Origin of the sequence: Neorhizobium sp. JUb45 (genome assembly GCF_004343585.1) — a bacterium.
GTDB lineage: Bacteria > Pseudomonadota > Alphaproteobacteria > Rhizobiales > Rhizobiaceae > Neorhizobium.
This window is the reverse complement of record NZ_SLYW01000003.1, coordinates 337,530-361,762: the sequence shown is the minus strand read 5'-3', so window position 1 is coordinate 361,762 and position 24,233 is coordinate 337,530. Positions and strand designations below refer to the sequence as shown.

Genomic DNA, 24,233 nt, shown 5'->3' with positions numbered 1-24,233 from the left:
CTAAATAACAGGATTTAAAGAGTCAAGTTTAAATGATTGTGCGGTGCAGCACGTGCATGAACCGCAGCGATCGTATCGATCAGCGCATCAAGCTGCACATGCTTGCGTTGAAACGGCGCGACCTTTTGATCTGCCCCGATCAATCTGCCCTTGTTTTGCGAATTTGGAACGCGCCTCGGCTGCGACAAACACTCGCACGTGAGGTACGTAAATCAAAAACTCTTTGCAACCATCGAGAGTCGTCGTATCAATTGTCTGAGGAGAGTGATCGACCGTCTTTGCGCGGTTGGTCGCTGATGTGGCGCAAGCCGCATTTGGAGGCAACGGCTGCGGAGCGGGCAAGGCTCGTTCTGCGGTTCAGCATGCCCGCCGGGCATGAGCGTTGGGAGAGCGCGCCAATCACGGCCGCGACTATGAGGAGGGTAGGATATGAAGAAGTTTCTGTTCACATGCGCGGCCATCAGCCTTGTGGTCGGCGCATTCGCCGGTACAGCCAGCGGGTCGCCCGACAAGCCGGTCATCGGCTTTTCGATTGACGACCTGCGCGTCGAGCGCTGGGTCCGCGACCGCGATTACTTTATCGCTGCGGCCGAGCAGCTGGGCGCCAAGGTCAGCGTTCAGTCGGCCGATGGCAATGAAGAAAAGCAGGTCAAGCAGGTCGAGAACCTGATCGCCCAGGGTGTCGATGCCATCGTCATCGTCCCGATGAACTCGAAGGTTTTCGATGCGGTCGTGGCCGATGCCAAGGCATCCGGCATCAAGGTCCTGTCCTATGACCGGCTGATCCTCAATGCCGATGTCGATGCCTATATCTCGTTCGACAACGAGCGCGTCGGCTTCATGCAGGCGGAAAACGTGCTGAAGGTGAAGCCGGAGGGCAATTATTACCTGCTCGGCGGTTCGCCGACCGACAATAACGCAAAATATCTGCGTGCCGGCCAGGAAAAGGCGCTGAAGGCAGCGGTCGATGCCGGCAAGGTCAAGATCGTCGGCTCGCAATGGGTCAAGGAATGGAGCCCGACCGAAGCGCTTTCCATCATGGAAAATGCTCTGACGGCTGCCGACAACAAGATCGATGCGGTCGTGGCCTCCAATGACGGCACCGCCGGTGGCGCCATCCAGGCACTCGCCGCACAGGGCCTTGCCGGCAAGACTGCGGTTTCCGGTCAGGATTCCGACCTTGCCGCCGTCAAACGCCTGCTCGATGGCACGCAGACCGTCACCGTCTACAAGCCGCTGAAATTGATCGCATCCGAGGCTGCCAAGCTGACGGTCCAGCTGGTCAAGGGCGAAAAGCCTGCCTTCACCTCGAAGATCAACAACGGCACCAAGGATGTCGATACGCTTCTGCTGACGCCGACCGCCGTCACCAAGGACAACATCGATATCTACGTCAAGGACGGCTTCTACACCAAGGAACAGATCGGCCTGAAATAATCCGGCCGATTGGCCCCGGAGCCTGAACGGTTCCGGGGCCTTGTTTTCATGTGCGAGGTGTCATGAGCGAATCTTTTCTTCTCGAGATGAAGAACATCTCCAAGAGCTTTTCCGGCGTGAAGGCTCTGGATGGCATTCATCTGCAGGTCCGCCCCGGAGAATGCGTCGGTCTCTGCGGCGAAAACGGTGCGGGCAAATCCACGCTGATGAAGGTGCTGTCGGCGGTTTATCCCCATGGCACATGGGATGGTGAAATTTTCTGGGAAGGGCGGGAGCTGAAAGCGACCTCCATCCGGGAAACCGAAAGGGCCGGTATTGCCATCATCCATCAGGAGCTGATGATGGTGCCGCATCTCTCGGTGGCGGAAAACATCTTTCTCGGCAACGAGATCAGCAATCACGGTTTTCTCGATTACGACGCGATGAATGCGCGGGCACAGGAGCTGCTCGCCAAGCTCAACGTGCACGACATCAATCCGGCCCTGCCGGTCCTCAACTATTCCGGCGGCAAGCAGCAGCTGATCGAAATCGCCAAGGCCCTCAACAAGAACGCCAAACTCCTGATCCTCGATGAGCCGACCTCGGCGCTGACCTCGTCGGAAATCCGCACGCTGCTCGATCTCATCAAGCGCTTCAAGGCCGACGGCATGGCTTGCGTCTACATCTCCCACAAGCTGGAGGAGGTGGCTGAAATCGCCGACACCGTCACCGTCATCCGCGACGGCACGCATATCGGCACGCAGCCTATGGCGGAACTCACCACCGCCAGCATCGTGACGATGATGGTCGGCCGCGAGATGAAAAATCTCTATCCGAAGGAAGACCACGCCATCGGCGAGGTGATCCTCGAGGCGCGCAACATCACCTGCTGGGATGTCACCAATCCCGAGCGCAAGGTGGTCGACAATGTTTCGCTCACAATCCGCAAGGGCGAAATCCTCGGTATTGCCGGTCTCGTGGGGGCGGGTCGCACCGAACTGGTCTCGACCCTTTTTGGCGCCTATCCGACCGCGCATCAGGGCACCATTCATCTCGACGGCCAGGAAGTGTCGATCAAAACGCCACGCGACGCCGTCAGAGCCGGCATCTGCATGGTGCCGGAGGACCGCAAGAAGAGCGGTATCTTGCCGATCATCGGTGTCGGCCACAACATGACGATTTCGGTGCTCAGCCGTTTCGCGCGTTTCGGCCTGATCGACGAACACGAGGAACTGGCGCAGATCCAGGCCGAAATTATCCGCCTCAAGATCAAGACGGCCGATCCGATGCTGCCGATTGCCTCGCTTTCGGGCGGCAACCAGCAGAAGGCGGTGTTGTCGAAAATGATGCTGCCGGAACCACGTGTTCTGATCCTCGACGAACCGACACGCGGCGTCGATGTCGGCGCCAAATACGAGATCTACAAACTGATCTTCGCGCTCGCCAAGACCGGCGTGGCGGTGTTGATGGTGTCCTCCGAACTGCCGGAGGTTCTGGGCATTTCCGACCGTGTCCTCGTCATCGGCGAGGGGCAGCTGCGTGGCGATTTCGTAAACGACAATCTCACCCAGGAACAGGTGCTGGCGGCCGCGATCGGCCATGCCGCACAGGTCGCCTGATCCTTATGTCATTGCTGGTGAAGGTTTTGATATGACTGGCATACTCTTCAGAAAATTCCTGTCCGAAAACAAGATCGTCGCGCTTCTGATCGTGGTGGCGCTGATCTGGGCGCTGTTCGGATATCTCACCTACAATACCGATACCGGTGTCTCCGGCTTCCTGACGGCGCGCAACTTTTCCAACCTTCTCCGCCAGATGGCGATTACCGGCATGCTGGCGGCAGCCATGGTGTTTGTCATCGTCGCCGGCGAAATCGACTTGTCGGTCGGTTCTCTGCTCGGGCTTCTCGGCGGCATCGCGGCCATCCTCGATGCGGTTTACGGCTGGCCGCTGGCCGGAACGATCGCCTTCGTGCTTCTGGCGGGCGCTGCCCTTGGCCTGATGAACGGCTGGTTGACCTCCTATCTCGGTATCCCCTCTTTCATTGTCACGCTTGGCGGGCAGCTCGCCTTTCGTGGCGCCGTGCTGGGCCTGACCGGCGGCATCACCATCGCGCCGGTCTCTCCGGGCCTGAAGTATATCGGCCAGGGTTATCTGCCGGGTTGGCTCGGCAATGGCTGCGCCATCCTGCTGTTCGCCGTGCTGCTGTTCATGGCGATCAGAACCCGGCGCAAGCGCCTGTTGCACAATCTGAAAGTGCCGACACCGGTCATGGAGGCCGCAAAACTGCTCGGCACCGGGCTTCTTATTCTTGGTTTCGTGCTGGTGCTGAATTCCTATCAGGGCATTCCGGTGCCGGTTCTGCTGCTTCTTTTCGTGCTGGCCGTCTTCACGGTTATCGCCAAGGGCACGGTGTTCGGCCGTTATATCTATGCCGCCGGCTCTAATTCCGAGGCGACGCGGCTCTCCGGTGTCAACGTCAATCTGGTCAAAATGTCGGTGTTCGGCCTGATGGGCCTGATGGCCGCACTCGCGGGCCTCACCACCACGGCGCGCCTTGCCGCCGGCACACCTTCGGCCGGTTTCGGCGGTGAACTGGATGCGATCGCCTCCTGCTTCATCGGCGGCACGTCCATGCGTGGCGGTGTCGGTTCGGTCATCGGTGCGCTGGTCGGGGCACTGATCATGGCAAGCCTCGACAACGGCATGTCGATGCTGGGCGTCGATACGTTCTGGCAGCAGATCATCAAGGGCATCATCCTCGTCATCGCCGTTTATCTCGACATCATTTCGTCGGGCGTGAAACGGCTCTGATCCGATGCGGTTGCCGGCGTGAACACTTACTCGCCGGCAAGCACGTCCTCCGCCGCCTGCCGGATCGTCTGCATCAGGATCGTCAGCGGCAGGGATGGCGTCGCATCGGCGCGAATGGTCAGCCCCACCGGCCCGCGCGTTTCCGACGTATCGATCGGCAGCGCCGCCAGAAACCCGTCGGCCAGATCGGTGGCGATCACGCCCCGCGAAATGATCCAGATCGCATCGCTCTGGCGCACGAAGGCGCGGCCAAACGCATCCGAGACCGTTTCAACCTGGGTCGGCAGGTTGGCGACGCCATTGGCGATCAGGAACTGTTCGACATAGGGCCGGATGATCGATCCCCGCGTCGGCATCAGCACCGGGTAATCGGCAAATCCCTCGAATATGGAGATGCCCCGCCCCAGCAGCGGATGACCGGCACGCACGGCAAACACCACCTGTTCCGAATAAAGGTGCTCGAACGAAAAGCCCGCCATCTTTTCCGGCGCCGCCAGCCGCCCCACCACCAGATCGAGATCGCCAACCCGCAGCTGTTCCAGCAGGACAGCATTGTCGCCGGTGACGATTTTTATCCGACTGCCAGTGTTTTCCTTCAAAAACATCGACATGGCGCGCGGCATGATGCGCGTCGAAACGGTCGGCAGCGCACCGACCCGTACGGGAGGAGCTGCATCGAACAGCTCCTGCGAAACGCTGTCTATGCCTTGCCTGAGCGCCGTCAGCGCCGCACCGGCATGGCGCAGGAAAACGTCGCCGTAGCGCGTCAGCCGAATGCCGCGCCCGTCGCGCTCCACGACGGCAACGCCGAGCGCTTCCTCCAGCTCGCGAATGGTTTTTGTCACGGCCGGTTGGCTCACGCTCAGAATATCCGCCGCTTTCGCCACGCTCTTCTGGCGCGCCACCTCCACAAACGTCTGCAAATGCCGGAATTTGACGCGATTGGCTTTCAATTCATAATCCCCCGGTTAATGAAATGCGCCCAAAAATCATTTTACCTAACCATTTGATCGCTGCAATCTGTCTCCGGAGGAGATTTCAGATGCAGTTCGTTTCGATCAACGACATCGTCATCCGTTATGACGTAGCGGGCGCGGGTGACCGCAAGCCGGTAATCGTGTTCATAAATTCGCTTGGCACGGATGCGCGCATCTGGGATCTCGTCCTGCCGAAACTGATCGACGACTATACCGTAATCACCTACGACAAGCGCGGCCATGGCCTCTCCGATCTTGGCCAGCCACCGTATCGGATCGAGGACCACGCTGCCGATCTCGCCGGGCTGATCGATCATCTCGGTTATGCCAATGTCATCCTCTGCGGCCTCTCCGTTGGCGGACTGATCGCGCAGTCACTTTATGTGTCTCGGCCGGATCTGGTGCGCGCACTCATCCTTGCCGATACCGCTCACAAGATCGGCACGGCCGACATGTGGGCAGAGCGCATCGCCAAGGTCCAGGCGGAAGGGCTTGGTCCAATGGTCGATGGCATCATGCAGCGCTGGTTCACCGCCGCCTATCGTGTGCCGGAAAACGCGGCCTATCGGGGATATTGTAACATGCTGCTGCGCCAGCCGGTCGCCGGTTACGCTGGCACCTGCGCCGCCATCCGCGACGCGGATTTCACCGAGGCCGCCAGAAACATCGCCGTGCCCACCCTCTGCATCGTTGGCGCGGAAGACGGCTCCACGCCGCCGGACCTCGTGCGCTCGCTTGCCGATCTCGTTCCCGGCAGCCGCTATCACGTCATCGAAAACGCCGCCCACATCCCTTGCGTCGAAGCGCCGGCAGCCTTTGCTGCCGTGCTTCGTGATTTTCTCGCGCAATTGCCCGGAGAGTGAACCATGACTGAGGCCCCAAATCCCTCCGAGCGTTATCGCAAGGGCATGGCGACGCGCCGCGCGGTTCTGGGCAATGCCCATGTCGACCGGGCGGTGGCCAATGAAACGCCGTTCGACAAGCCGTTTCAGGAGTTGATCACGGAAACCGCCTGGGGCAATGTCTGGTCGAGGGAGACCTGGTCGAAACGCGACCGCTCGATCGTCACGATCGCGCTGCTTGCGGCACTCGGCCAGGATGAGGAGGTGGCCATGCATGTGCGCGCCACGGCAAATACCGGCGCGAGCCGGGAGGATGTCTGCGAGGCGCTTTTGCATGTGGCGATCTATGCCGGTGTGCCGGCCGCCAACCATGCGTTCAAGATCGTCAAGGCGGCCTATGCCGAGATCGATGCCGCCGGCGTGAGCGCCGGGGAGGAGGCACAGTGAAGAACGAGAGACCCGAAACCGGCGGCTTTTTTGCCCGTGACCGCTCCATCCATCCGCCGGCCTATACGCCGGGTTACAAGACATCCGTGCTGCGTTCTCCGCAAAAGGCGTTGATCTCGCTGGATGGCACCCGTTCCGAAATCACTGGCCCGGTTTTCGGCCACAATATTTTGGGCGAATTCGATAACGACCTGATCGTCAATTATGCCCGTCCCGGCGAAATGGCGATCGGTCAGCGCATTCTCGTGCATGGGCGTGTGCTGGATGAACGCGGGCGTGGTGTCGATGGTGCTCTGGTGGAATTCTGGCAGGCCAATGCCGGTGGGCGTTATCGCCACAAGAAGGAAACCTATCTCGCCGCCCTTGATCCGAATTTCGGCGGTTTCGGCCGCACGATTACCGACGAGAACGGGTATTACTGGTTCAAGACCATCCAGCCCGGCGCCTATCCGTGGCCGAACGGCGTCAACGACTGGCGCCCCGCGCATATCCATTTTTCCGTTTTCGGTCATGGTTTTGCGCAGCGCCTGATCACCCAGATGTATTTTGAAGGCGACCCGATGATCCGGATCTGCCCGATCGTCAAAACCATTCCCGACGAAGAGGCCATCAAGCGCCTGATCGCGCCACTCGATATGAATGCGACGATCCCGATGGACATGCGTGCCTACAAGTTCGACATCGTGTTGCGCGGTCGCCGCTCGACCTTTTTCGAGAACCGCAAGGAGGGCAACTGATATGGCCCAACCACTCGGGTACCTGAAGGAATCCGCCTCGCAGACCGCCGGCCCTTACGTCCATATCGGCTGCACGCCGAATTTTACCGGCATCGAAGGCGTTTATGAAACCGATCTCGGTTCCGGCCCGCTGGTTACGGAAAAGACGCGTGGCGACCGCATCACCATTGTCGGCCGCGTTCTCGATGGCACCGGCACGCCGCTCAAGGATGCGCTGATCGAAATCTGGCAGGCCGATAGCGACGGGTTCTACAACAGCCCGTCGGAAACGCGCGGAAAGGCCGACCCGAACTTTCTCGGATGGGGCCGCTGCCCGGCCGACATGACCTCCGGCGAATTTGTCTTCGAAACGATCAAGCCCGGCCGCGTGCCCTTCAACGACGGTCGTCTGATGGCGCCGCATGTGACGCTTTGGATCGTCGCGCGTGGCATCAATATCGGCCTCCACACCCGCATGTATTTTTCCGATGAGGAAAAGGCCAATACTGAGGACCCGATCCTGATGCGGTTGGAACATTGCAGCCGGGTCAAAACCTTGATCGGCAGCCGCGAAGGTGACACGGTGTCCTTCGACATTCATCTTCAGGGCGAAGACGAGACCGTGTTCTTCGATATCTGAGCAGTTAAGGCATCGGTTTTCATGAGCGTATCCGCCTTCGACCACCCGTTTCTCTCCGGCCTTGTGGGCGATAAGGAAACGGCAGCCTTTTTCACCGCCAATGCCGATATCAAGGCGATGCTGGATTTCGAGATGGCGCTGGCCTCCAGCGAAGCCGCGGAAGGCTCCATTCCCGTCCGCGCGGCGGAACGCATCGCCGAGGTCTGCGCCCACTTTTCACCCGATATGGAAAAGTTGCGTCTTGCCACAGCACGTGACGGCGTGGTCGTCCCGGAACTGATCCGGCAGCTGCGTGAGGCCTGTGGGCCGGAGGTCGGCCGCCATGTCCACAAGGGCGCCACCAGCCAGGATGTGGTCGATACCAGCCTGATGTTGCGCCTGCGCGGTGTGGCCGCTCTGCTGGAAGACCGCATGGAAAAGCTGGATGCCGCTTTTGCCGATCTCGACAAGAGTTTTGGCCATCACGTGATGATGGGCCACACCCGCATGCAGGCGGCGATCGAGATCAAGGTTTCGGATCGCATCCGAGCATGGTGCGAACCGCTTGCCCGTCACCGTGCTCGTCTGGAAGCCTTTGCCGAAGTCGCGCTCGTGCTGCAGTTCGGCGGTGCCGCCGGCACGCTGGATGGTCTGGGTGAGGAAGGCGTTGTCGTGCGTGAAGCCTTGGCCGAGGACCTCGGGCTTGGCAACCACGCGCAATGGCAGAGCCAGCGCGACCGGTTGGGTGAACTGGCAAGCCTCCTGTCTTTGATAACCGGAAGCCTCGGAAAATTCGGGCAGGATATCGCCCTTCTGGCCGAAGCGGGCAGTGACATCGTGCTGGCCGGCGGCGGTGTTTCTTCGGCGATGGCGCACAAGCAGAACCCGGTGGCCGCCGAAGTTCTGGTGTCGCTCGCCCGCTTTAACGCCACCCAGCTTTCCGGCATGCATCAGGCGCTTGTGCATGAACAGGAGCGCTCGGGCGCCGCCTGGACGCTGGAGTGGCTGACCCTGCCGCAGATGGCGGTTTCGACCGGTGCGTCTCTTCGGCTGGCACTCGAACTGGCCGGCAATATCCGCTCGCTCGGCCGGAATTAGACCCGGTCGGCGATTGCCTTGAATCATAACCTTTTGCATATGGGTCATCTCGGCCAATTCATTTTACTTGGCAGCGCCATATGACAAACTGCAATTCGAATGCGGAGGAGGAGGCCCATCGGGCTTCCGCATCAGGGAGGTAATATGAAAAAGTTTCTGGCAACCGCGATTGCCACGCTGGCACTCAGCGTCAGCGCGCAAGCGGCCACGATCAAGGTTGGCGTCGTTGGCCCGTTTTCGGGTCCGTTCGCGCTGCAGGGCAAAAATTTCAAGGCCGGTATCGATGCCTATATGGCGGTCAATGGTGCCAAGGTCGGCGATAACGATGTCGAGATCATCTATCGCGACGTGCCGCAGGCCGATCCGGCGCAATCCAAGGCGCTGGCGCAGGAACTGATCGTCAAGGAAGGCGTGCAATATCTCGCCGGCTTCTATTTCACGCCGGATGCGATGGCCGCGACACCGATCCTGCAGCAGGGTAATGTGCCGATGGTGGTGATGAATGCCGCCACCTCGGCCATCGTCACCAAGAGCCCATACGTGGTGCGCACGTCGTTCACCACCTGGCAGACCTCGACGCCGATTGCGCAGGTCGCGAAAGATGCCGGCGTCGACAAGGTCATCACCGTGGTCAGTGATTATGGTCCGGGCGTCGACGCCGAAAACGCCTTCAAGGCGGGTTTTGAAAAGGCCGGCGGCAAGGTCGTCGAGGCGATCCGCATGCCGCTCTCCACCAACGACTTTTCGCCGATCATGCAGCGTATCAAGGATTCCGGTGCAGGTGCGGTGTTTGCCTTCCTGCCGTCCGGCCCGACCACGCTCGGTTTCGTGAAAGCCTATAACCAGAACGGCCTAAAAACCGCCGGAATCAAGATTTTTGCGCCGGGCGACCTGACGCAGGAATCCGATCTTCCGGCATTGGGCGAATCTGCCGCCGGCATGCAGACGACCTTCCATTATGCCGTCAGCCACGACTCACCGGAAAACAAGGCCTTTGTCGAAGCCGCCTCCAAGGCGATCGGCAATCCGGCAGAACTGTCCTTCCCTGCTGTCGGCGCCTATGACGGCATGCATGTCATCTACAAGATGATCGAGGCAACCGGCGGAAAACAGGATGCCAAGAAGGCTGTCGATGCGGTCAAGGGCCTGTCGTGGACCAGTCCGCGCGGCCCGGTGTCGATCGATGCCGAAAGCCGTCACATCACCCAGAACATCTATCTGCGTGAAGTGACGAAGGGGGCGGAGGGGAAATACTTCAACAAGGAAATCAAGACGTTTGAGCGTCAGGGTGATCCGGGTCTGGCGGCCGCAAAGTAGGGTTTTCGTGGTGAGGTAGCCTGCTCAGCACGCTACCTCGCTTGCGACAGGGTTTTTATATGAAGCCAGTCCCCCTATGGCCTGCCGGCCATCTCCCCCACAAGGGGGGAGAAAACCAGCGGCACCCACTTGCCTCGATCGGACCTCGGCGGAGCGGCTGGGTTAAGCCCCTCCCCCTTGTGGGGAGGGGTTTGGGGCGGGGTCTTGTCCAATGACGCAAGCCAACCTCAAGAGTTGCCATATGAGAAAAGACCACACGACAAGGATCCATAACCACGCATGCAGACTGTTCTGAGCATAGCCATCGACGCGCTTGCCTATGGCATGGTGCTGTTCGTGATCTCGATCGGTCTGTCGGTAACGATGGGCCTGATGCGGGTCGTCAACCTTGCCCATGGGGCATTCGCCATGATCGGCGGTTATCTCGCCTCCTACGCCACGCGTGACCTCGGCCTCGGTTATGCCCCCGCCATCCTGATCGCCGTTGTCGCCACCGCCATCATCGCCGTGCCGATCGAACGCCTGCTCTACCGCCGCATCTACGGCGCGCCGGAACTGACGCAGGTGCTGATGACCATCGGCATCACCTTCTGCGTCATCGGTCTCGCCAACTATGCTTTTGGCCCGACGCTGAAAACCATTCCGCTGCCAGAAACCCTGAGTGGCTCGATCGATCTCGGTTTCCGCGCCATCGCCACCCACCGTATCTTCGCCATCGTCTGCGGCCTCATCGTCGCCGGTGGTCTGTGGTTCCTGATCGAACGCACCGCCTTCGGCATCCGCCTGCGCGCCGCCGTAGATAACGCGCCCATGGCCGCGGCACTCGGTGTGCGAACGCAACTGGTCTATGCCGTCAGCTTTGCAGTTGCCGTCGGTCTTGCCGCTTTCGGGGGCATCGTCGGAGCCGAGCTTCTGCCGGTCGAACCCTATTATGCGCTGCGCTACATGGTGACGTTTCTGGTCGCCGTATCGATCGGCGGCGCCGGCTCCATTCCGGGCGCTCTGATCGCCTGTCTGCTGCTCGGCGCCATCGACACGACCGGGCGTTACCTCGCTCCGGAATATGGCGAGTTCTTTTTCTATCTCGCGGTGATCGTCATCGTCACCCTCTTCCCGCGCGGTCTGGCAGGGCGGTTCAAGTAATGGCAGTTCTGATGGATAGCACTCTTCCCACACGCCGCCGGCCACTTGGAACGCTGATCGGCATTGCCGTCATCATCGCCGCCAGCGTCATCGGCTATTTCCTGTTTCCCAACAATCTGGCGCTGCTCACCCGCATCGTCGCCACCATGCTGCTGGTCCTGTCGATCGATCTCGTCACCGGTTATTGCGGCGTCGCCACGCTCGGCCATGCGGCGCTGTTCGGGGCAGGGGCTTATGGCGCCGGCATCGTCTCGGCGCATTTCGGCATCACCGAGCCGCTGACCATGACGCTGATCGGCGCTGTCGCCGGTGCCCTGGCGGGCCTCGTTTCCGGCATCGTCATCCTGCGCGCCCACGGCCTGCCGCAACTGGTTCTGTCCATCGCCGTCGTCCACCTGTTCCACGAGGTCGCCAACAAGGCATCAAGCTGGACCGGCGGCAGCGACGGTCTCTCCGGCATCACCACGGATGCATTGCTTGGCCTGTTCGAATTCGATCTCTGGGGCCGCACCGCTTATATTTATGGAATCGTCCTGCTACTGATCGTGTTCGTGTCTTTGCGTATCCTCGTGCAATCACCCTTCGGCATGCTGGCGCGTGGCGTGCGGGAGGATCCGGTGCGTGTTGCCGCCATGGGCGCGTCGGTCCATTCGGTGATGCTGCGCATGTACGTGATATCCGGTGCGGTCGCCGGCGTCGGCGGTGCGCTCAATGCCATCTCCACCCAGGTCGTCGGGCTCGACAGCCTGTCGTTTACGCTTTCGGCGGAAGCGCTTGTCATGTTGGTGCTCGGCGGCACCGGGTCTCTTTACGGCGCCATGGTCGGCACCGTCTCCTTCATGTGGTTCGAGGATGTGGTTTCCGCCGCCAATCCGTTCCATTGGCTCACCATCGTCGGCGCGCTTTTGATCGTCGTGGTGCTGTTCGCGCCAAAAGGGCTGTACGGCTCGGCCGCCGCCTTCCTGTCGCGCCGCCGTGGAGGTGAAAGATGAGCCTTTTCGAAGCCAAAAAGCTGCGCAAGAATTTCGGCGGGCTTGCTGTCACCAATGACGTGTCGCTGTCGCTTGCCGCCGGTGATCGGTTGGCGCTGATCGGCCCCAACGGCGCCGGCAAAACCACCTTCGTCAATCTCGTGACCGGTCATATCAAGCCGGATGGCGGGTCGATTGCATTGGCGGGCGAGGACATTACCGGTGTGAAAGCCATGCAGCGCGTGCGCCGCGGTCTGGTCCGTTCCTTTCAGGTCACGCGGCTTTTCGCCGATATGACGCCGCAGGAACATGTGGCGCTCGCCATCCTGCAACGCGATGGCAAGGCCAGCCGCATGTTCGGCCGTCATGATGCCATGCGTCCTGTCGTGGAAGAGGTCGGCGAAATTCTCCACCTGCTGGGCTTGAGCGAGCTTGCCCATCTGAAGGTCCGCGAAATCGCCTATGGTCAGCAGCGCCTGCTGGAAATCGCGCTCGCCATGGCGCTTAGGCCAAAGGTGCTGCTGCTGGATGAGCCGGCCGCCGGCGTGCCGCAGAGTGAAACGGCCCGCATTGAACGCGCACTCGACATGCTGCCGCCGGACCTCGCGGTGCTGATGATCGAACACGACATGGATCTGGTTTTCCGGTTCGCAAAACGGGTCATGGTGCTGGCCGCCGGCACTGTCATTTTCGATGGCTCGCCGCAGGATGTGACGCAGGATGTGGCTGTGCGCGAAGCTTATCTGGGGAGTTATGCCAATGCCGGCAGCGCCGCTTGAGGTGATAAAACTGTCGGCCGGTTACGGTCCGACGCGCGTAATCGAGGACATCTCGTTTTCCGTACCGGCCGGCGAGCGTCTGGCCGTGCTCGGCCGCAACGGCATGGGCAAGACCAGCCTGTTCGCCACCATCGCCGGCCAGACGCGGCGTTACGGCGGCGAAATCCGTCTTGGCGGCACTGACATCTCCGCTCAGCCCAGTGCCGCCCGCGCACTGTCCGGCCTCGGATATGTGCCGCAGACTCGCGACGTGTTTCCGAGCCTGACAGTCGAGGAAAACCTGTTCGTCGGCCTGAAGAACCGCCCGAAATCAGCCGTCGAGGAAGCCTACGCCATGTTCCCGCGGCTGAAAGAGCGGCGCGGCAATCTCGGCAGTCAACTCTCCGGCGGCGAACAGCAGATGCTATCGACGGCCCGCACCATTCTTGGCCAGCCGAGCGTGCTGCTGCTCGATGAACCGCTGGAGGGTCTGGCGCCGGTCATCTGCGAGGAACTGATGGCGGCCTTTTCGCTTCTGGCACAATCCGGCGAAACCACCATTCTTCTTGTCGAACAGCGCATCCAGAGCGCGCTGGAATTCGCCGATCGCGTGATGATCATGGAGCGCGGCCGCATAGCCTGGACGGGCACGCCGCAGGCACTTTCTGCCGATCAGGAAACGGTCGATCGGCTGCTCGGCGTCGGCGGCCTGCATTGATCGACTAAAGGCGGCCGATTGCCTGACCTTGTCATACATGATAGCTGTGCTCATCTTTTGAGGCGTTTGCCCCGCCATGTTTATCATCGGGTATCGAGTGAGCTACATCCCATCCATGACTGCCTATACGGAAGGCATCACGCCGACAGCACCGGTCAAATGGCGCTGCCTCGATGGCGCGGTTGGCGTTTTCTGGCAGGCAAGCTGCAAGGTCGGCGCGAAGGGTTATTATGTGTCACCCGATCCGAGGGTGATGATTTTCTTCAACGACATTTCGGCGCAGTTCCGCATGTCGAACCACGGCGAAGGGGCGGTGCGGCATTTCCGCTCCATGACACGGGCGATCTATGTGCCGGCCGGTGTTCCGATGTGGACATCCGCCTGCGCCGATCATCGTTTTTCGCATGTGGATGTGCACATTCATCGTGACCGGCTTTTGAAATTCCTGGCGCCGTCGCTTGGCACCTCCGCGGCCAGAACGGCATTGACGAGGCCTGTAGAGACGCAGGATATCGGCGATATAGAAATACTGGCCGGCTTGCTGGTGGCGGAAGTCGAAAATCCCAGCAAACACCCGGTCTATGCCGAAAGCCTTGTCGGCAGTCTCGTCACCGGTCTTCTCGATATCCCGGTCGATGAAGGCGACGGCTGGAACCACAGGCTTTCGCAGGCGCAGATGGCCAAGCTGGTCGCGCGCGCGGCAATGGAAGGCGGACTGAAGCTGACGGTTGCGGAAATGGCAATGACGGTCGGTCTGTCCGAAAGCTGGTTCAACAAGGTGTTCAAGAACACGACCGGTCAGACACCATTGCAATGGCAGCTGGGCCGCCGCGTCGAACTGGCGCAACGGATCATGCTGGAAAGCGACATGACCGTGACGGATGTGGCGGCAAAACTCGGATTTACCGATCAGGCGCATCTCACCAAGACATTCAAGCAGGTGGTCGGCGATACGCCGGCATCGTGGCGGCGTTTGCAAAGGGCGCGGTAGGGGCGTTGTCGTCTCGTCCTGCCAGCTGCGACATTGGTGTCGCAAATCGAGCAGTTTACCCCAATTGCCACATTTCATTGAAGTTTTATTCGAGCTTATTCAAGCGCTTGAAAAAGTAGATCCCGACTTCATCCACACCCTCAAAACCCGTGCCTACACTGATCCTGTTCCATCGCTGATACGGGAGGCGTCCCGGCGAGTTGGCGCCGGCGCTGGGGTTGAGGAAACGACGTAAGTTCTCAATTCCGGGGTTCGCGGAAACTGGTTCACCTCCGGCGACACGGGGGAGGTGTTGAGGGCGTCAAACCTCGTCTGGCTTCTGAAGCCCGAAAGAGCGCGCCGGGCGTGCCTATGCGGCACACATGATTGCCGGTCGGTGGCGAGAGCGGTTCCTGAACCGCTTTAATCATCGGGATGGCTTTTGCAGAGCAACCGAAGTCGCGGGCAAAAACCGCCGAAACGGGGCACGGCGCGTGTCATATATAAACCTAAGTCAGAGGCACAAACCGTGTCCCGACCGCATAACCCGCAGATTGGCGGGTGTTTTTTGAAAATCTGAAGATCGCCAAGGGCTCAGTCTGCCCTTTTCCCAAGCCGTCCAACTTCAGGGCGAAATCTTGCGGAAAAACCCCGCCCGGATTTCCGGGCGGGGTTGTGATTGTTACCAGCTCTGGCGAAGCGTCGCCATGATGGTCCTGCCGGCATTGTAGAACTTCACGCCTTTATCATCGTCCCGCTGTGCAATGTGCTTCTCGTCGAACAGATTGCTGACATTCAGCTGGAACGTTGTGTTCGGCTGGATCTTGTAGGTGAAGGCAGCATCGAACAGGATGGCTTCCTCGCCATACGCGGTGTTCTGGATATTCGTGAAATACTCACCCGTATATCTGGCGCCCAGCCCGAATGTCATGTCGCCGCGTTTGTCATTTCCTTCGAGCGTGTAGGTGCCCCAGACAGATGCGAGATGTTCCGGAACGCGCATCAGTCGATGACCGTCATAAAGTCCGCCGGGTTCCTCGATTTTGGAATTGATATAGGTATAGGCGGCAATCAGGCTGATATTGTTGGTGACCTCTGCCTTGGCCTCCAGTTCGATGCCGCGGTGCCGTACCTTGTCCACGGTTGCGGGAACATAGATGACGCCGTCATCTACGGTGATGTTACCCTTGGAAAGGTCGTAGACTGACGCGGTGAACAGGGCAGGGAAAGCGTCCGGCTTGTATTTGATACCGACTTCGTACTGCTTGCCGGTTGTCGGCTGGGCTCCTGTTGCCGGCGGGGCGACGGATTCGCCATAGCTTGCAAAGGCAGCCAATTCTGGCGTGATCTTGTAACTGACGCCAATACGTTTCGTGAACTCGCTGTAGCTGCCAGACTGTCCGTCCTCGCTGAGATCAAGCCAGTCGTTGCGCATGCCCAGGCTGACCGTCAGCCGGTCGGAAAACGTCAGCTCTTCCTGAAGGTAAAGAGCCTTGGTTTTTTGATCGGTGGCGGTGAGGTAGACCGGTGTCCCTGCCGCCGGGCCACCGCTATAGGCCGGGTTCAGCCAGTTGATCGGAGCTGCAGATGTGTAAATCCAATAGTTGTCCGAGCTGTATTTGTTGTACTCGGCGCCGACCAGTGTACGGCTATCGACGTTTTCGAAATTGGCCTCATACGTCAGGTTGGCGTCGATTATGAATTGATCGAAAGATCTGTCGCTGCCGTAGAAGTAGCGCGTTGCCTCATTGGTCGCGCTGTTGGCCGTATCGAGGTATGCGCTGCCGGCATCCACGACCGAGCTGCTGTAACGTGCCTTGGAACCGAAGGTCAGACCATTGCCGAAGTCATGATCCAGCATCAGGCTGTAGCTGTTGCGGTTGACATCGTTGAAATAATAATCCGGCTCACCGAAAAATGCGGAATTGTCGAACTCGCCGTAGAGAGGGTAACCGCCGCTACCGGGAACCCCCTTCTTGTCCAGATGATCATAGACGAATGTCAGGCTGGTCGCATCGGTCGGGCGCCAGGTCAGGCCGCTCATGAAGAAGTTTTCATCGTCGCGCGAAAAATCGTATTCCGCATCGGCGCGCTGCAGCTTTCCCGTCAGGCGATAGGAAAGGGTATCGTCCTCGGTGATGTTGTCACCGAAGTCGAAGCCGACTTCCTTGTGCGCATAGGAGCCGCCGGTCGTGTAGACTTCGCCGAAGCGCTCGCTCTTCGGTGTTTTCGTAACGTAGTTCACCGAGCCGCCGGGTTCAGCCACGCCAAAGCCGGCAGAGCTGACACCTTTAAGGATTTCCATGCGTTCGTAGGCATAGGGCTCTTCCTTGATGCCGGCGAATGTTCTGCCAATCCCAAGGCCATCGCGGTAGGTATAGGGTGTGAAACCGCGAATATCGAAATAGTCAAAACGGTCGTCGGTTCCGTAAAAGTCGGTGGAGACGCCGGCCGTATATTGAACGACCTGTTCGACGCTGGTCGCGCCGCGTTCCTGAATTTCCTTGGAGGTGACGACAGACACGGAAGCCGGCGTCGTCAGCACTTCGCTCGGCAGCTTGCCGGCACCGGTCGTGCGGTTGGCGATGATCGTCTTGGAATCGTCATCGCCGCCATTGCCCTCAACGGTAATGGTCTGGAGAACCGTTGCCGACCCGGAATCCGCGTCCTGCGCAGCCGCGAGCGCGGGCGACAGTGCGATGATTGCGGTGCAGCTCAGAAGAACCGCGTTGGCTCGGCGTGTAAAAGTCCGCCGCTTGGTTCGGCCGGTTCTCTTGCTATCCATTTTTCACGTTCCACAGGTTAGACACATACTGAAAGATACCGGCACTAAAGCAGCGCGATCCTTTTTCGGAGATGTCGCATGAAACGAAGGCCGTCCATTCCATCCGGTTTGCAGCTTACCGGATCGGAGGTGGTTGGTAACGCCGATGTGATATCCCCGGCAATTTACTAACCTGAGCTTAATGATCAGGTATTGTAGCTTTCCGGTGTTTTGTAGAAAACCATGGAATTTTCCAGCCGGTTTTGCTGAAACTGTCGATATTCATTGATGGTGTGGCGAAGTTGCACAGCAGTGGCCCGACTGTCGGGAACTTCAAGAGGTTAACGCGTCTCAACCGCAGTCGGTGATTCCCGCGTGCACGGTTCGCCGCAATCGGTTATGTCGGCCGCGATGACCGCACGAACCGGAAAAGCCGCCATGCCGAACATGCGCTCTGCCCCGCTGGCAGCCATATTGCTGCGGAAAGACATCGCCGCCGAACCACTGTTCGATTCGCTTATCAAAACGCTTCGGGCGGATGGTGTGCATGCCGCCGGTTACGTCCAGCGAGAATATCCGGCGCCGCCCGGCCATGATGCCGAGGTTGTCGCGGAAGATATCGAGACCGGCGAGACCTTTGCGATCATGCAGCCGCGCGGTGGTCCCGGCTCCGGTTGCCGTCTGGATACCGGCGTGCTTGCCGATCTTGCCGGTCGCATACTTGCCCGGCTGGAAAGGGATGCGGACCTCTTGATTCTCAATCGGTTCGGCCGAACCGAAACCGAGGGAAACGGACTACGCGCCGTTTACGAAAAGGCCATCGAACTTGGTCTGCCGGTGCTGACCTCCGTCAAGCCGGAGCATGTCGATGGCTGGCAAGCCTATACCGGCGACATGTCCGTGCTTTTGCCTTGTAATGAAGAGGCCGTTCTCGACTGGTGTCGATCGGGTCTGGCGCGTGAGGCCGGCAGCTAACCTGCCTCAATCCGGCGCGTCGATGATCGGCGCGAATGTCGTGGCATTGAACACTTCCAGTCGCGGCTCGCCCTTGGGAAATGCAAGAATGGTGAGGCTCGCCGGACCGACCGGAATGATGCGCGCCGGCGGCAGGCCGAGCGCGCCGTCGAGTGCGGCGCGGATGACGCCACCGTGGCACACCATCAGCACCGTCTCGGCTTCGGCGGTGATCGCCCGGTCCAGCGCCTGGCGGATGCGGGCGCGAAAATCGGCCCAGATCTCGCCATTCTCGGGCGCAAACGTGCCGGCCCGCCAGCCGGCATAGGCGCTCGGCGCATCGGTCATCAACTGGGCGATATCCATGCCGGTCCAGGCGCCGACATTCTGTTCGCGCAACAGCGGTTCACGCACAGCATCTTCGTGGCCCAGAAGCGCTGCGGTGTCAGCCGCGCGCTTGAGATCGGACGTCATCACGAGGCCGGGGCTAAAACTCGCCACCATCGGCGCAAGCGCCTCCGCCTGCTGTTGGCCGCGTTCGGAAAGCTCGATATCGGCCTGTCCCTGCAGTCGGCGGATGGCGTTCCATTCGCTTTCGCCGTGGCGAACCAGAAGGATGCGTTTCATGACATGCGTGTTCCCTGTTTATCAAAAATTGCCGCCGGTGCAGATGGCAGGCGGAACCGTAATTTGCCCGAAGGGCGGGCGACCTGATCTGAAACGGCGGTGATGCGGATGCCGTTGGCGATGCCGGTCACCAGAAACCGGCCTGCCATCGGCACCACCTCGGCCAGAACCGCCTCGAACGTGCGTGGGCCATTCTCGTTGGCAAGCGTGATCTGCTCAGCCCGCACCATGGCGTGGCCGGAGGACCCCCGCAGCAGCGGGTCGGGCATGGTGCCGAACCACATGCCGTTTTCGATCGGGATGAGGTTGGCGGCCGGCGTGCCGACAAAACCGGCAACAAAGGCCGAGGCCGGTTCAGCCAGCAACCTGTCCGGCGCATCGAATTGCTCGATACGGCCATTGTTCATCACCGCCACATGCGTCGCCATGGTCATGGCCTCCACCTGGTCGTGGGTGACGTAGACGGCGGTGGCACCGGTGGCTGCGTGAACCTTCAGCAGTTCGAAGCGCATTTCCACACGCAGCGTTGCGTCGAGGTTGGAAAGCGGTTCGTCGAACAACATCACTTTTGGCCGCGGCGCAATCATGCGGGCCAGTGCTACACGCTGTTGCTGGCCGCCGGAAATCTCGCCGGGATAACGGTTGGCGAGCTTTTCGATGCCGAGCATTTCCATCGCGTCCAGCACGCGGGCGCGGCGTTCTTCTTTCGGCAGCTTGGCGACCTTCAGCGGCCATTCGATATTGCCAGCCACGGTCATATGCGGCCATAGCGCATAGGACTGGAACACCAGCCCGGCATTGCGGTCTGCCGGCGGCAGCGACAGGCCGGCTTCACCGTCCGCCACCAGCGTATCGCCGAACCGCATTTTTCCCGATGTCGGCTGGTCGAGACCGGCCAGCATGCGCAGCATCGTGCTTTTGCCGCAGCCGGAAGGCCCAAGCAGCACCAGAAACGAGCCTTCCAGCACGGAAAAGCTGACATCGGAAACGGCATTGGATGTGCCGAAGGATTTTGTGATCTTGTCGAGGGAAATCACGGTGTGACCTCAGGTAAAGGACTGGCGACGGCGGCCGCGCAGAAGCGTGGCGGCGCCGGTGGCCAGCATTGAAATGATCAGGATGACCAGCGTCACCGCATTGGCGAACTGGTGGAACCCGTCGGATGCGTAGGAATAGGACAGCACGGCCAGCAGCGGAGACGTTGGGGTGTAGAGAAGAATGGTGATCGCCAGATCGCCGATGACATTGACGAATGTGATCAGCAGACCGGCGGCAAGCCCGCGCGCCGCCAGCGGCAGCGTGATGGCACCGAGCCTGCGGAAGAAACCGGCACCGGTCATGCGCGCCGCCTCGTCGATATCGCCGGATATCTGCGAGACGGTTGCCCGGCCCGTCTGCACCGCGAAGGGCAGCATGGCGGCGGTCAGCGCCAGTGCGAGCAAAAGCTTGGTGCCGTAAAGCGCCGGCAGCGGGCCGATGGGCGCGCCGTAAAGCGCGATATAGGCGGCGGCAAAGGCGATGCCGGGCAGCAGCATCGGCAGAAAGCTGAGTTGCGACACGAGGTTGCTCAGCACCGGCACTTTTTGTCGTGTCAGAGCGACCGCGATTAGCATGCCGATGATGTTGGCGGCCAGTGCCACGGATGCGCCAAGGACCAGCGTCGTTGTCAGCGCTGAGAGAAGCTGCGGATTGTGAAAGATGCCGGGCTGACCGCGCGCGAAGGCCGGGTCGGCATCGCCGATCCAGTAATGCAGCGTCCAGTCGGAAAATAGCGACAGGGAGGACGGTGCAAGGCTTGCGGCTACGAGAAGCAGGATCGGCAGGATGGTGGTGAGAATGCAGATCACCCATGCGACCACCGTCAGCGGCAGACGGGCACCGTCAAGCGCAAACCGGCGCGGCTTTGCACCCTTGCCCCCGATCGTCGCAAAGCTGCGGCGGCCGGAAAGCATACGGTTGCCGAGCCCAAGGAAGATTGCCGAAATGCCGATCAGCAGGATGGCAAGCACGTAACCGCGCTCAGTCTGGCCGATTTCGATCATGCCGAACAGGCGGGTGGAGAGCGTCTGCATCCTGACCGGGAGGCCGAGCAGCGCAGGTGCTGCAAAATTGGAAACGGCACCGGCAAAGGCCAGCGATCCGCCAGCAATGATGGCGGGTGTGACGACAGGCAACACGATGCCGAACAGAATACGTTTTCGCGAGGCACCGGTCATCTGCGCGGCTTCGACGAGATCGCCGTTGACGGTGGCAAGCGCTGCGGCGATCACGGTGAAGGCGAGCGCATAATAGTGCGCGATGAGCACGATGATGGTTGGCGTCATGCCCCAGGACAGCCAGTCGGGCACGGAAAAGCCGAGGCCTTCCAGCAGGCCGCCGCCACCGCCTACGCGGCCGTTGCGGAACACCGTGCCCCAGGCCAGCGCCGTGGCAAAGCTCGGGATCATGAAGGGCAGCGTCGCCATGAAAGCGATGACCGGTCGGCCGGGAACGTCGGTCATCACGACGAGCCACGCAAGAAAACCGCCCAGCAGCACGCAGCCGGCCGCGACGCCGAGGCCGATGATCATGGTGTTGATCGTCGGGCGCCAGAACAGGTTTTGCGACAGGCGGCTGGCCAGCACATCGCCCCATGCTGATGAGGATGGGTAGACAGTCTGGACAAGGATCGTGGCAAGTGGCGCCGCCACCAGCGCAACAAGCACCAGCGCCATGGTGAGCGTCAGGCCGCGTTTGTTGAGTGCTGAACCGATCGGCCCGAGCAGGGTGGTCATGGGGTACTCCGGAAATGTTCGGGCTCGCGGTTTGCCCCTCACCTGCAATTTCTAACACTTAGCTGCGCTAAGAGTTGAAATTGCTTCCTCTCCCGCAAGGGGAGAGGTAATCCGCGGTGAGGGCATCCATCGACCTCTCCCCTTGTGGGAGAGGATACAAAATCACGGCCTTAGCAAAGCTAAGTCGTAGATTTTGTTGGTGAGGGGCTCGTTACGGTGAACCAACCCCATAGGCCTGCTACTGCAGTGCGAGGATAAAATCCGCCACCTCTGCCCGGATCTTCGCCGTCTCGGCCGGTGCCATCTGCCAGCCCTTGAAGTCGGCGAGCGGAATGGCATCCTTGTGCGGCTTGATGTCGGCGCGGGTTGCCCAGTCGCCGGCCACGTAGAAGGGTTTGAAGCCGTCACCACCGGTTTCCGTCTCGTCACCCATCATGAAGTCGACGGCGAGACGGGCAGCGGCAGGGCTGGCGGGCTTCGGGTTCAGGGCCAGAAGCGCCGGGAAAACGATGCCGTTGGAAGGCGCCACGTCGTTTGCCACCTGCAAGGCCCAGCCTTCATCCTCATTGTCGCGACGGTCGGAATAGCTGGTGAAGCCGATCGGTGGCTTGTCCTGGCCCTTGGCGCCGATTGCCTTGTTCACATCGTCGGTCGAGCCGACCAGAACGAGGTCGTTGGCAAACAGGTTGGTGATGAACTGCTGGCCGGCGTTATGATTGCCGTCGGTCAGCTCGATCTTCTTGCCGAAGGCGGCTTCGTAAGCCGTCGCCATCTCGTCGGATTTCAGAACGATCTCGGTCATCAGGTCGAGATAGTCACCGCGCTGCAGCGGATCGACCATGATGACGCGGCCCTTCCATTCCGGCTTGGTCAGGTCCCACAGGTTCTTGACCGGCGAGCCGTTCGGATGGGCTTCTTCGTTATACATCAGAACCTTGGTGGACAGGCGCTGGGCCAGAAGCGGCGATTTGAACTGGTCAGCCAGATCACCGGCCACCCGCGGCGGCACATAAGGTGCGACCAGCTTGTTGGCAAAAAGTTCGGTCAGCACCACCGGAGCATCGGAAATGTAGATCACGTCGGCGCCGGGAAGACCGGCCTGCGCCTCGCTCTTGATGCGGGCGATCTGCTCGGTCGATGACATGTCGAACGTCACCATATCGATGCCTGGATAAGCGGCTTCAAATGCCTTTTCGACGCGACCGATGCGGCTCGTAAACGCGTAGACCGTTACCTTGCCTTCCTGTTTGGCCTGCGGCAGCAGGTCGGCAGTGCTCTTGTTATCAAGTTCCTGGGCGAAGGCAGCCGTCGTCATCAGAAACGCGGCGGCAGTGGTAAGAATGCGGCGCATGGAAGTGGCTCCGTTGTTGGGTCTGAGCCGTTTGTAATGTTTCCTTGCTACAGTTTTGTGACGTGCAAGTTTACTTGCAAGTCATGCCTCGAACTTTGCAATCAGGCTGCCCAGCCGGTCGAGCGTGGCAAGTGCGTCCGGCCCCCGCCTTTCAGCAAGCGCCAGGATAATGGCATTGCAGATGGCCATCGGCACGGTCAGCGTCTGAAAGCTGTCGGGCATGCCGGCGCGGGGGGCAGACAGCAGCACATCCGGGCTCGGCGTCAGCGACGGGCCGATCGTGCCGGAAATCACCACGGTTCGTGCCTGCATGTCGGTCGCCACCTGCATCAGCCGCTCGTAATCCGGCGGCTGGCGGCGGAAGGCGAAGATGAGAAGTGCGTCGTCTCCGGAGAGCGTCAGCATCTGCTCCGCCAGATCGCGCGGGCTGCCCGAAAGCGGATGGCTGTCGATGCCGAGCCGGCGCAGGCGGCGCTCCATCAGCACCGACAAAACTTCGGCATTGCCGTGTCCGTAGATGAACACGCGCCGGCAATCGAGCTTGTCGGCCGCGTCCAGAATGCGGGCATCGGTAATGTGGTCGGTCATGCCGGCAAGAGCAGCCATTTCGCTGGCCACCAGCAGCGGCAGAAACCCTTGCGCGCGGGCGTCGTTCAGCGTCGCGGAAATGCGCTCGGCCGGATCGGCGACTTTCAGGAATTCTCGGCGCAGCTCGTCTCGAAATTCGCTGTAGGAGGCAAAACCCAGCTTGCGGGCAAGGCGAGATGTCGTTGCCTCATGCACGCCCAGCCGGGCGGCAAATTCGCTCGAGGTGCCGATCGCCACTTCACGCGGCGCCCGCATCAGTTCGGAAATCAGCTTCTGCTCGGTCGCTGTCAGGCTGCCGGCGACAGCCTGAACACGCTCGACCAGTGCTGTGTGAACGCTATCTTTCGCCATTTGCCGTGCCCGCTATTT

At 60.5% G+C, this 24,233-nt stretch carries 22 protein-coding genes; 15 read left to right on the top strand and 7 right to left on the bottom strand.

Annotated features, from left to right (window positions below; translation table 11 throughout):
* Positions 1-429 precede the first annotated feature (429 nt).
* From xylF to EDF70_RS14290, 3 genes are all read left to right on the top strand, one after another.
* Positions 430-1,437: a D-xylose ABC transporter substrate-binding protein gene (xylF, locus tag EDF70_RS14300; protein ID WP_132274516.1), complete on the top strand. Its 1,008-nt coding sequence runs from the start codon at positions 430-432 to the stop codon at positions 1,435-1,437.
* Positions 1,438-1,499: 62 nt separating this feature from the next.
* Positions 1,500-3,035, top strand: coding sequence for a xylose ABC transporter ATP-binding protein (locus EDF70_RS14295; protein WP_132274513.1), 1,536 nt, complete (start codon positions 1,500-1,502; stop codon positions 3,033-3,035).
* A 31-nt stretch (positions 3,036-3,066) separates the two neighbouring features.
* Complete coding sequence (locus EDF70_RS14290) at positions 3,067-4,230, top strand: sugar ABC transporter permease (RefSeq protein ID WP_132274510.1); 1,164 nt, start codon at positions 3,067-3,069, stop codon at positions 4,228-4,230.
* A gap of 26 nt (positions 4,231-4,256) precedes the next feature.
* Here EDF70_RS14290 and pcaQ read toward each other — a convergent pair whose 3' ends face one another.
* Positions 4,257-5,183 carry a pca operon transcription factor PcaQ gene (gene pcaQ, locus EDF70_RS14285; RefSeq protein ID WP_132274507.1) on the bottom strand — a complete coding sequence of 309 codons (927 nt, stop codon included), beginning with the start codon at positions 5,181-5,183 and terminating at the stop codon, positions 4,257-4,259.
* A gap of 89 nt (positions 5,184-5,272) precedes the next feature.
* Between pcaQ and pcaD the strand changes: the two genes are divergently transcribed.
* The 11 genes from pcaD (at position 5,273) to EDF70_RS14230 (ending at position 14,827) form a co-directional block, all read left to right on the top strand.
* Positions 5,273-6,070 carry a 3-oxoadipate enol-lactonase gene (pcaD, locus tag EDF70_RS14280; protein WP_132274504.1) on the top strand — a complete coding sequence of 266 codons (798 nt, stop codon included), beginning with the start codon at positions 5,273-5,275 and terminating at the stop codon, positions 6,068-6,070.
* A gap of 3 nt (positions 6,071-6,073) precedes the next feature.
* Positions 6,074-6,496 carry a 4-carboxymuconolactone decarboxylase gene (gene pcaC, locus EDF70_RS14275; RefSeq protein ID WP_132274501.1) on the top strand — a complete coding sequence of 141 codons (423 nt, stop codon included), beginning with the start codon at positions 6,074-6,076 and terminating at the stop codon, positions 6,494-6,496.
* The gene (gene pcaH / locus EDF70_RS14270) at positions 6,493-7,233 is read left to right on the top strand and encodes a protocatechuate 3,4-dioxygenase subunit beta (protein WP_132274498.1); all 741 of its coding nucleotides are present in this window, start codon (positions 6,493-6,495) and stop codon (positions 7,231-7,233) included. The genes pcaC and pcaH overlap by 4 nt, the downstream gene beginning before the upstream one ends.
* Position 7,234: 1 nt before the next feature.
* The gene (gene pcaG, locus EDF70_RS14265) at positions 7,235-7,852 is read left to right on the top strand and encodes a protocatechuate 3,4-dioxygenase subunit alpha (RefSeq protein ID WP_132274495.1); all 618 of its coding nucleotides are present in this window, start codon (positions 7,235-7,237) and stop codon (positions 7,850-7,852) included.
* A gap of 21 nt (positions 7,853-7,873) precedes the next feature.
* Entirely contained in the window at positions 7,874-8,929 is a 1,056-nt protein-coding gene (locus EDF70_RS14260) for a 3-carboxy-cis,cis-muconate cycloisomerase (RefSeq protein ID WP_132274492.1), read from the top strand.
* A 144-nt stretch (positions 8,930-9,073) separates the two neighbouring features.
* Positions 9,074-10,246, top strand: a complete 1,173-nt coding sequence (locus EDF70_RS14255) for an ABC transporter substrate-binding protein (RefSeq protein WP_132274489.1) — start codon at positions 9,074-9,076, stop codon at positions 10,244-10,246.
* A 279-nt stretch (positions 10,247-10,525) separates the two neighbouring features.
* Positions 10,526-11,389, top strand: a complete 864-nt coding sequence (locus EDF70_RS14250) for a branched-chain amino acid ABC transporter permease (protein WP_132274485.1) — start codon at positions 10,526-10,528, stop codon at positions 11,387-11,389.
* Positions 11,390-11,400: 11 nt separating this feature from the next.
* On the top strand, positions 11,401-12,381 hold the full coding sequence (locus EDF70_RS14245; RefSeq protein ID WP_245519168.1) for a branched-chain amino acid ABC transporter permease: 981 nt from the start codon (positions 11,401-11,403) through the stop codon (positions 12,379-12,381).
* The gene (locus EDF70_RS14240; protein WP_132274479.1) at positions 12,378-13,139 is read left to right on the top strand and encodes an ABC transporter ATP-binding protein; all 762 of its coding nucleotides are present in this window, start codon (positions 12,378-12,380) and stop codon (positions 13,137-13,139) included. Before EDF70_RS14245 ends, EDF70_RS14240 begins: the two co-directional genes overlap by 4 nt.
* Complete coding sequence (locus EDF70_RS14235) at positions 13,120-13,836, top strand: ABC transporter ATP-binding protein (RefSeq protein WP_132274476.1); 717 nt, start codon at positions 13,120-13,122, stop codon at positions 13,834-13,836. Before EDF70_RS14240 ends, EDF70_RS14235 begins: the two co-directional genes overlap by 20 nt.
* 97 nt (positions 13,837-13,933) lie before the next feature.
* Positions 13,934-14,827 carry an AraC family transcriptional regulator gene (locus EDF70_RS14230; protein WP_207908255.1) on the top strand — a complete coding sequence of 298 codons (894 nt, stop codon included), beginning with the start codon at positions 13,934-13,936 and terminating at the stop codon, positions 14,825-14,827.
* A gap of 661 nt (positions 14,828-15,488) precedes the next feature.
* On the opposite strand, the gene EDF70_RS14225 is transcribed toward EDF70_RS14230, so the two are convergent.
* A complete protein-coding gene (locus EDF70_RS14225) occupies positions 15,489-17,591 on the bottom strand; it encodes a TonB-dependent siderophore receptor (protein WP_132274473.1) in 2,103 nt (700 codons plus the stop codon).
* Positions 17,592-18,008: 417 nt separating this feature from the next.
* Between EDF70_RS14225 and EDF70_RS14220 the strand changes: the two genes are divergently transcribed.
* Entirely contained in the window at positions 18,009-18,545 is a 537-nt protein-coding gene (locus EDF70_RS14220) for a DUF2478 domain-containing protein (protein ID WP_165932030.1), read from the top strand.
* A gap of 6 nt (positions 18,546-18,551) precedes the next feature.
* On the opposite strand, the gene EDF70_RS14215 is transcribed toward EDF70_RS14220, so the two are convergent.
* The 5 genes from EDF70_RS14215 to EDF70_RS14195 all read right to left on the bottom strand — a co-directional run bounded on the left by EDF70_RS14215 (position 18,552) and on the right by EDF70_RS14195 (position 24,215).
* Complete coding sequence (locus EDF70_RS14215; protein WP_132274467.1) at positions 18,552-19,151, bottom strand: histidine phosphatase family protein; 600 nt, start codon at positions 19,149-19,151, stop codon at positions 18,552-18,554.
* On the bottom strand, positions 19,148-20,188 hold the full coding sequence (locus EDF70_RS14210) for an ABC transporter ATP-binding protein (RefSeq protein ID WP_132274464.1): 1,041 nt from the start codon (positions 20,186-20,188) through the stop codon (positions 19,148-19,150). The genes EDF70_RS14215 and EDF70_RS14210 overlap by 4 nt, the downstream gene beginning before the upstream one ends.
* Before the next feature lie 9 nt (positions 20,189-20,197).
* Positions 20,198-21,925: an iron ABC transporter permease gene (locus tag EDF70_RS14205; RefSeq protein ID WP_132274461.1), complete on the bottom strand. Its 1,728-nt coding sequence runs from the start codon at positions 21,923-21,925 to the stop codon at positions 20,198-20,200.
* A gap of 238 nt (positions 21,926-22,163) precedes the next feature.
* A complete protein-coding gene (locus tag EDF70_RS14200) occupies positions 22,164-23,276 on the bottom strand; it encodes an ABC transporter substrate-binding protein (protein ID WP_132274458.1) in 1,113 nt (370 codons plus the stop codon).
* 81 nt (positions 23,277-23,357) lie between these two features.
* On the bottom strand, positions 23,358-24,215 hold the full coding sequence (locus EDF70_RS14195; RefSeq protein ID WP_132274455.1) for a MurR/RpiR family transcriptional regulator: 858 nt from the start codon (positions 24,213-24,215) through the stop codon (positions 23,358-23,360).
* Between the last annotated feature and the right edge of the window lie 18 nt (positions 24,216-24,233).

Bases quoted from the DNA above. Each gene is read 5' to 3' on its own strand.
- xylF (WP_132274516.1), top strand. From the start codon at position 430: ATGAAGAAGTTTCTGTTCACATGCGCGGCCATCAGCCTTGTGGTCGGC.
- EDF70_RS14295 (WP_132274513.1), top strand. From the start codon at position 1,500: ATGAGCGAATCTTTTCTTCTCGAGATGAAGAACATCTCCAAGAGCTTT.
- EDF70_RS14290 (WP_132274510.1), top strand. From the start codon at position 3,067: ATGACTGGCATACTCTTCAGAAAATTCCTGTCCGAAAACAAGATCGTC.
- pcaD (WP_132274504.1), top strand. From the start codon at position 5,273: ATGCAGTTCGTTTCGATCAACGACATCGTCATCCGTTATGACGTAGCG.
- pcaC (WP_132274501.1), top strand. From the start codon at position 6,074: ATGACTGAGGCCCCAAATCCCTCCGAGCGTTATCGCAAGGGCATGGCG.
- pcaG (WP_132274495.1), top strand. From the start codon at position 7,235: ATGGCCCAACCACTCGGGTACCTGAAGGAATCCGCCTCGCAGACCGCC.
- EDF70_RS14260 (WP_132274492.1), top strand. From the start codon at position 7,874: ATGAGCGTATCCGCCTTCGACCACCCGTTTCTCTCCGGCCTTGTGGGC.
- EDF70_RS14255 (WP_132274489.1), top strand. From the start codon at position 9,074: ATGAAAAAGTTTCTGGCAACCGCGATTGCCACGCTGGCACTCAGCGTC.
- EDF70_RS14250 (WP_132274485.1), top strand. From the start codon at position 10,526: ATGCAGACTGTTCTGAGCATAGCCATCGACGCGCTTGCCTATGGCATG.
- EDF70_RS14245 (WP_245519168.1), top strand. From the start codon at position 11,401: ATGGATAGCACTCTTCCCACACGCCGCCGGCCACTTGGAACGCTGATC.
- EDF70_RS14240 (WP_132274479.1), top strand. From the start codon at position 12,378: ATGAGCCTTTTCGAAGCCAAAAAGCTGCGCAAGAATTTCGGCGGGCTT.
- EDF70_RS14235 (WP_132274476.1), top strand. From the start codon at position 13,120: ATGCCGGCAGCGCCGCTTGAGGTGATAAAACTGTCGGCCGGTTACGGT.
- EDF70_RS14225 (WP_132274473.1), bottom strand. From the start codon at position 17,591: ATGGATAGCAAGAGAACCGGCCGAACCAAGCGGCGGACTTTTACACGC.
- EDF70_RS14220 (WP_165932030.1), top strand. From the start codon at position 18,009: ATGCCGAACATGCGCTCTGCCCCGCTGGCAGCCATATTGCTGCGGAAA.
- EDF70_RS14215 (WP_132274467.1), bottom strand. From the start codon at position 19,151: ATGAAACGCATCCTTCTGGTTCGCCACGGCGAAAGCGAATGGAACGCC.
- EDF70_RS14205 (WP_132274461.1), bottom strand. From the start codon at position 21,925: ATGACCACCCTGCTCGGGCCGATCGGTTCAGCACTCAACAAACGCGGC.
- EDF70_RS14200 (WP_132274458.1), bottom strand. From the start codon at position 23,276: ATGCGCCGCATTCTTACCACTGCCGCCGCGTTTCTGATGACGACGGCT.
- EDF70_RS14195 (WP_132274455.1), bottom strand. From the start codon at position 24,215: ATGGCGAAAGATAGCGTTCACACAGCACTGGTCGAGCGTGTTCAGGCT.